The sequence below is a fragment of the Spirillospora sp. NPDC046719 genome (genome assembly GCF_040645715.1).
In the GTDB taxonomy this organism is placed as follows: domain Bacteria; phylum Actinomycetota; class Actinomycetes; order Streptosporangiales; family Streptosporangiaceae; genus Spirillospora.
This window is the reverse complement of sequence record NZ_JBEYYT010000298.1, coordinates 1-7,182: the sequence shown is the minus strand read 5'-3', so window position 1 is coordinate 7,182 and position 7,182 is coordinate 1. Positions and strand designations below refer to the sequence as shown.

6 protein-coding genes are annotated in these 7,182 nt (G+C 74.9%); 4 read left to right on the top strand and 2 right to left on the bottom strand.

Annotated elements, in window-relative coordinates; genetic code table 11:
* Positions 1 to 115: 115 nt before the first annotated feature.
* A complete protein-coding gene (gene gap, locus ABZ914_RS35590; protein WP_500198644.1) occupies positions 116 to 1,123 on the bottom strand; it encodes a type I glyceraldehyde-3-phosphate dehydrogenase in 1,008 nt (335 codons plus the stop codon).
* Positions 1,124 to 1,342: 219 nt separating this feature from the next.
* On the opposite strand from gap, the gene ABZ914_RS35585 reads away from it, so the two are divergent.
* The 4 genes from ABZ914_RS35585 to ABZ914_RS35570 all read left to right on the top strand — a co-directional run bounded on the left by ABZ914_RS35585 (position 1,343) and on the right by ABZ914_RS35570 (position 6,642).
* Positions 1,343 to 2,134 carry a hypothetical protein gene (locus tag ABZ914_RS35585; protein WP_500198643.1) on the top strand — a complete coding sequence of 264 codons (792 nt, stop codon included), beginning with the start codon at positions 1,343 to 1,345 and terminating at the stop codon, positions 2,132 to 2,134.
* On the top strand, positions 2,131 to 3,435 hold the full coding sequence (locus tag ABZ914_RS35580; RefSeq protein WP_500198641.1) for a hypothetical protein: 1,305 nt from the start codon (positions 2,131 to 2,133) through the stop codon (positions 3,433 to 3,435). Before ABZ914_RS35585 ends, ABZ914_RS35580 begins: the two co-directional genes overlap by 4 nt.
* Positions 3,425 to 4,639 carry a hypothetical protein gene (locus ABZ914_RS35575; RefSeq protein ID WP_500198640.1) on the top strand — a complete coding sequence of 405 codons (1,215 nt, stop codon included), beginning with the start codon at positions 3,425 to 3,427 and terminating at the stop codon, positions 4,637 to 4,639. Before ABZ914_RS35580 ends, ABZ914_RS35575 begins: the two co-directional genes overlap by 11 nt.
* Positions 4,640 to 4,806: 167 nt before the next feature.
* A complete protein-coding gene (locus ABZ914_RS35570; protein ID WP_500198638.1) occupies positions 4,807 to 6,642 on the top strand; it encodes a heparinase II/III domain-containing protein in 1,836 nt (611 codons plus the stop codon).
* 29 nt (positions 6,643 to 6,671) lie between these two features.
* Here the strand turns inward: ABZ914_RS35570 and whiA are convergent.
* A partial coding sequence (gene whiA / locus ABZ914_RS35565) for a DNA-binding protein WhiA (RefSeq protein WP_500198637.1) occupies positions 6,672 to 7,182 on the bottom strand: 511 nt, incomplete at its 5' end.

Below are 7,182 nucleotides of genomic sequence, written 5' to 3'. Positions count from 1 at the left end.
CGCCGCCGCCCCCCTATTCCCCCCCCCCCCCCCGCCCCACCCCGCGGGCTGGGGGGGGGGGGGGCTGTCCCCCCCCCCGCCCCCCCCCACGGCGGGGACGGGACTCTCGTCGCGGTCAGAGCTGCGAGCCGACGAGCTTGACGAGGTCGACGAGGCGGTTGGAGTAGCCCCACTCGTTGTCGTACCAGCCGACGACCTTGACCTGGTCGCCGATGACCTTGGTCAGCCCGGAGTCGAAGATGCAGGACGACGGGTCGGTGACGATGTCGCTGGAGACGATCGGGTCGTCGGTGTAGGTGAGGTAGCCCTTCAGCGGGCCCTCCTCGGCGGCCTTCTTGAACGCCTCGTTGACCTCCTCCGCGGTGACCTCACGGGACAGGGTCGCGGTGAGGTCGGTGGCCGAGCCGGTCGGCACCGGGACGCGCAGCGCGTAGCCGTCGAGCTTGCCGTTCAGCTCGGGCAGCACCAGGCCGATGGCCTTGGCGGCGCCGGTGGAGGTCGGCACCACGTTCAGCGCGGCGGCGCGGGCGCGGCGCAGATCCTTGTGCGGCGCGTCCTGCAGGTTCTGGTCCTGGGTGTAGGCGTGGATCGTCGTCATCAGGCCCTTCTCGATGACGAAGTTGTCGTGCAGCACCTTCGCCAGCGGGGCCAGGCAGTTGGTGGTGCAGGACGCGTTGGAGATCACGGTGTGGTTCGCCGGGTCGTACTTGTCCTCGTTCACGCCCAGCACGACGGTGAGGTCCTCGTTCTTGGCCGGGGCCGAGATGATGACCTTCTTGGCGCCGTTGTCGGCGTGCACCTTCGCCTTGGTGGCGTCGGTGAAGAAGCCGGTGGACTCCACCACGATGTCGGCGCCGACGTCGCTCCACTTGAGGTTCGCGGGGTCGCGCTCCTCGAACGCCTTGATCGCCTTGCCGCCGACGACGATCTCGTCCGCGGTGGCGCGCACGTCCTCGGGGAAGCGGCCGAGGATGCTGTCGTACTTGAGCAGCTGGGCGAGCGTGGCGTTGTCGGTCAGGTCGTTGACCGCCACGATCTCGATGTCGGCTCCGCTCGCCTTGACGGCGCGGTAGAAGTTGCGGCCGATCCGGCCGAACCCGTTGATGCCTACTCGGATGGTCACGGAACGGCTCTCCTCGTACGTCGTGTCGCCCGGTGTCACCAGGCTGTCAACTGCTGTCTACCGGGGTCTTCCCCGCACTCGACCCTATCCAATGACCCGCGGGTAGCCCGACACCGGCGGCGGTGGATTCGCGGGTGACCCGTCCTCCCCCGTCCGGGGGACGGTCCGCCGGACCGCCGCCGCCCCTCCCGGCCGGACGATCATCAGTAGACTCCCGCCATGCGGCGCGGGTGGTTCGTCCTTGTAATCGGCGGTTTGCTCGCCTGCTGCACCGCCGCGCCTGCGTGGGCCGGACCCGTCCGTCCGGCGAAATCGCCCGTGGTGCAGACGCGGATCGGCGCGATCACCGCCGCGCTCGAGCGCGACCCCGTCTACGTCACCGACCAGGTGCCCCGGCTCCTGCCGCCCGGCACCGCCGGGAAGATCAAGGCGCTGGTCGGGAGGCTCGGCGTGCCCGTCTACGTCGTGGTGACGCTGCCCGCCCGGCACCGCGACGACGACACGGACGCCCCGTCCGATCTGGAGGCGATGGTGCCCGTGCTCCACGACCGGCTCGGCAAGGACGGCGTCTACCTCGTCGTCGATCCGAGCGGCGGCCTCGGCGACGTGCAGCAGTTCGGCGGGACGCGCCGGATCGACGTCGAGCACGCCTACGAGGCCGCGACGTCGGAACTGCCCTACGAGGCGGGCCTGCTGAGCGTCCTCGACCGGTTCGTGGAGATCGCCCTGTCCGGCCGGGCGAGGGAGCGCGCTTTGCACCCGTCGCCGAGGCCCGAGTCCGCGACGCGGCGGGAGCTGGACGCCTACGACCGCGGCAACCACCGGGCCGCCGTCGAGAACCGCACCGCGCTCGGCGTCGGTGCCGGGCTCGGCGGGCTGATCGTCCTGGGCCTGCTGGTAGGCCGCCGAGTACGGCGCGGCAGGCGGCCGGCGCTCAGCGGTCCAGGGGGCCGGAGCGCACAGGTCCGCGGGAAGCGGAAGCGGCCCGCCGGGCGGGGAGGGAAGCGATGAGGCGCGGCGTCCTCGCCGTCACGGCGGCCGCCCTCGCGATGTGGCCGGCCACCGCCTCGGCGGCCCCCGACCCCCGCTACTCGGGCCACCGCCTCGACCGGGTCGCCGCCGCGCTCGCCAAGGACCCGCTCTTCGTCGACCCGGACGTGGACTTCGCGCTCGGCGCCGCCGACCGCGCCCGCGTCGGCACGGCGATCCGCGCCGCCGCCGGGCGGATCAGGGTGCCGATCCTGGTCGTCGTGGCCCCCAACCCGACCGAATCGGAGTCGCAGGGCAAGGACGACGCCTTCCTGTCCGCCCTGCACGGCGTCACGCACCGCGACGGCCTCTACCTGATGGTCGACGGCGACGGCTACATGCTCGGCCAGGGTTGGAACGTGCCGCGCGAGATCGACCTGGACGTCGTGGCGCAGGACGACCTCCCCGACTACGAGCCGCCCGACATCCACCGCCCGTTCGGCGGCCTCGCCGACCGGCTGATCAAGCGGGTGGACGCCTGGGCCGCCGCGCCCGCAGCGCCGCCCACCTCGTCGCCCGCGCTCCTCAGCCCCCCGGTCCCGTTCGGGCAGGAGGACGATCACCCCCTGGTGCCCGACGAGCCCGCGGTGAAGAGCCACTTCCTGCGGGGGTTCTTCATCGTCGGCCCGCTGTCGGCGGTCGCGCTGTACTGGGCGGGGATCGGCACGGCCGCCGCCGGCCGCCGATGGATCCGCCGCGGCGGGACCCGGAGCGCCGTCGCGGGCCTGACGGAGCAGGCCGAGGAGCATCCCGGCGCGCCGGCCAAGCCCTCGGACCGGTGGCTGCGGCGCACCGCGTCCGCCGAACTGGACCGGCTGCGCGACCGGCTGCCCGACGCGTCCGGCAACCGGGGCCGCGCCTTCGCCCTCGCCGCGTTCGACGCCGCGCAGATCCTCTACGACGACGTCCACGAGGACCCCGGGCACGCCCTCGACCTCGTCGGCGTGATCGTCCTGGCCCGGCAGGGGCGGCGCGCGCTCGCCGGGCAGATGACCGCCCCTCCGCCGCCGTGCTTCCTGAACCCCCTGCACGGCGACTCCACCCGCCGCAAGACCGTCCCGCTGCCCGGGGATCCCGGCGGCGGCAAGCCCCGCCGGCAGCCGCTGTGCGGGGCCTGCTTCAGCGCGTCCGGCAAGGAGGCCGCGGACCGGGTCCTGCGCGTCCAGGGCCCGGACGGCCTCGCGCCGCACTACGCGGTGCCCGGGGTGTGGCGGGACGCGGCGTGGGGGTCCCGCGGAAACGACCTCGTCAAACGCGTGATGGAGTACCTCGGTGTCGAGTAAGCCCTCCCCCGGCGCGCGCATCGCCGCCGCGCTGCGCCGCTCCCCGATCTACGTCGACCCGTCGTACGCGTCGGCGCTGCCCGCCGCGGACCGGCGGCGCCTGGCCGCCCGGCTGAAGAAGATGCCGGTGCCGACCTACATCGTCCTCGTGCCGCTGGTCCAGGGCGGCACCTGGAACGACGACAAGCAGCTCGCGACCGTCGTGCACAGCCGCCTCGGCCGGGACGGGATCTTCGTCACCTTCCACGAGTCCACCGACGAGCTGATGGGGCACGAGTGGGGCGGCGACCACGCCGCCGACGACGCCGCCTGGGCCGTGAACTGGGACGACTCGCTGGACGGCGCCTCCCTCGCGGCGCGCCTCACCCGCTTCACCGACCTGGTCGCCTCCGGCACCGCGACGAAGGTCTACAAGCAGGAGTCCGCGGAGATCGACCGCAGGTACCAGGCGCACCTGAAGTCGTCCGCCCCCAAGCCGAAGAAGGACGACGGCGGCACCGGCCTCGCGCTGCCGCTCGCCGCGGGCGGCGCCGGCGTCGCGGTCGCCGCCGTCGCGGGCGTCCTGCTGTGGCGGCGCCGCCGCATGGCGGCCGTCCGCCGCGCCGCCGGCGAGGGCCTGCTGCTGCCGCGCACCGTGTTCGCCACCGCCGGCAAGGCGAGCGAGGACCAGCTGCGCGAGCAGGCGTCCCGCGAGGTCATCGCCTTCGGCGAGCTGCTGGACGGCGCGACGGCGCCCGGCGGCGAGCGCGCCGGGGCCCTCATGACCCGGGCCCTCGACGCCTACCAGGCCGCGGCGAAGACCCTCGACGAGGCCAGGGGCGTCCCGGACCTCGCCGGCGTGCTCGTCCTGCTCGACCAGGGCCGCGACGCCCTCGCCTCCGCCCGCGCGCTCGCCAACGGGAAGCCCGAGGTGCCGCCGAGCCCGCTGTGCTTCTTCAACCCGCTGCACGGCGACGGCCCCGCCGAGATCGACTGGCGGCCGCTCGGCTCCCGCCGCCGCCTCCACGTGCACGCGTGCCGCGCCTGCGCGCGCGCCGCCCGCGCCCGCGAGACCCCCGACATGCTCATGGACCGCCGCGACGGCAGGGACGTCCCCTACTTCGAGGCCGACCCGGCCCGCAGCGTCTGGGCCGAGACCGGCTACGGCCAGCTCCGCGACGACCTGATCCACCGCATCCTCAGAGGCGACCTCCGCAAGACCTGAACCCCGGCGCGGTCGCCGCCCGGCGGGTGGACGGTCCCTGTTCCGTTCCGTCGCCGGACGTTCACGCACCCTTCACGGAGCGGCGTCGACCGGAGAGCACCCCTGGGTATCTCTGGGACGTGCTCACATCTCGGGGGAGACTGTGCGGCGCGGGAAGCACCGCCCTCATGCTGCCGCTGCTCGCCTGCTGCGGGCTCACGTCCGCGCCGGGCGGCCCCGCCGCGCCGGCGGCGCGCAAGCCCGCGGCGGCGCGGACGGCGCCGTACAAAGGGATGTGCATCGGGTACAACGGCCTGAACACGCTGAACCCGGCGGCGGAGGTCCGCGCGGGCCGGTTCCGGGTCCCCGGCGCCGCTCCCGTCCGCGTCGCCGCCGGCACCCGCGTCGACTGGAGCCTCGACCCCTACGGCGACCGGACCTGGCAGCTCTGGTTCCACTCCCTCGAATGGCTCGGCGGCCTCATCGGCGCCTACACGCGGACAGGAGACCGCGCCGCCCTCGACACCGCGACGGGCATCGCGCGGGACTGGCTCGCCGCCAACGACCGCCCCGGACGGTTCCGCGCGGACCGCCGGCAGGCGATCGCCGAGGCCACCAAGTTCCGCCTCGCCACCCTCGTCTGCCTGCGCGAGTACGCGACCGGCCCTTGGCTGGACGACGCGATCGCCGAGCACGCGCGGTGGCTCGCCCGTCCCGCGCACTACTCCGGACCCTGGAACCACGGCACCGACGAGTCGATGATCCTCATGGCGGCGGGCTGCGCCATCGGCCGCGACGACCTCGCCGCCCTCGGCCGGAACCGGCTCCTCGGCGCGATTCTCGACCCGCCCGGCGGCGCGCTCCCGGCCGTCGACGCGGACGGCGCCGGCAACGAGCAGTCCGCGCACTACGCCGTCTACAACCGGAGCAGGTGGCGGCTGGCCCTCCGGGTGATGCGCGCATGCGGCCGGCCCGCGCCGCCGGAGATCGGCCGCCGGCTCGCGCTGCTGGACGAGTTCATCGCCTTCCAGACCACCCCCGGCGGCGACCTGCTGCAGATCGGCGAATCCTTCGCGGGCAAGGCAGCCACCCTCGGCTCCTCACGCGACGGCCCGCTGGCGTACGTCGCGACGCAGGGCAGGAAGGGCACGCCGCCCGCCGATCGGGCGCGCGTCTACAGGGCCGGATACGTGATGGGCCGCTCCGGGTGGGGCGGCCGGAGCCGCGCCTATGCCGACGAGATGTCCTACACGGCGCGGTTCGGTCCCGGCCGGTACGCGCACGGGCAGGACGACCACATGGAGCTGACCTTCCACGCGCTCGGCCAGGACATTCTCGTCCCGAGCGGCCACATCGGCTACAGCGACAAGCCCTGGCGCGCGTGGCTGGCCTCCCCCGAGGCGCACAGCACGCTCGTGGTGCGCGGCGCGCCGTTCCGCGAGGACGCCGCGACGGCGCTGACCGGGCCCCGCTTCCGGCACGGCGCCGACACGTTCCGGCTCACCGACACCGCCTTCACCGGGACGTCCCGGACCCGCTCGGTCCTCGCCGCGTCCGACCCCGACGCGCTGGTGGTGCTGGACTCCGTGGACTCCACCGCGCCGGACCCGGCCGCGGGCCACCCCGTCGAGCAGCTCTGGCACCTGCCCGCCGCGTTCACCGCCGTCCCGGACGGGGCGGGCGCCGTGGCCGCCGCAGGGCGGCTCCGCGTGCACTTCCTGCGGATCCCGCTGCCGGGCACGGCGGTGCGGCCCGCGCGGGTGGTCCGGGGCTCCCTGAGCCCGCCGCAGGGCTGGATCGCCCCGGCCGAGCGCACGATGGTCCCAGCGCCGGTCGTCTCGCTCCCCGCGCAGGGACCGCACGTCCGGATGCTGACGCTCATCGCCCCCGTCCGCGGCATGGAATGCCCGAGCGTCCGGATCCGCTCCCTGCCAGGCGGCGGCGTCCACGTCGAGGCGGCGTTCTCCCGTCACGCCCTCGTCTTCGAGACGGCCCCGGACGGCACGCTCCGCCGCCTCCGCTGACACCGCCTCCGCGCTGCCCCCTGGGCGGCCTACGGCGCCAGCATGTCGGCCGTGAGGTTGGCCTCGGTGCCGGGGATGCCCTGGTCGCCGGCGCGCTTGTCGGCCATGGCGAGCAGGCGCCTTATACGGCCGGCGATGGCGTCCTTGGTGAGGGGCGGGTCGGCGAGCTGGCCGAGCTCCTCCAGGGACGCCTGCTTGTGCTCCAGGCGGAGGCGGCCCGCGTTGACGAGGTGCTCGGGGGCGTCGTCGCCGAGGATCTCCAGGGCGCGGGCGACGCGGGCGCCGGCGGCGACGGCGGCGCGGGCGGAGCGGCGCAGGTTGGCGTCGTCGAAGTTGGCGAGCCGGTTGGCGGTGGCGCGGACCTCGCGGCGCATCCGGCGCTCCTCCCAGGCGAGCACGGCGCCGTGCGCGCCGAGCCGGGTGAGCAGCGCGCTGATCGCGTCGCCGTCGCGGACGACGACCCGGTCGACGCCGCGGACCTCGCGGGCCTTGGCGTGGATCTTCAGGCGGCGGGCGGCGCCGACGAGGGCGAGCGCGGCG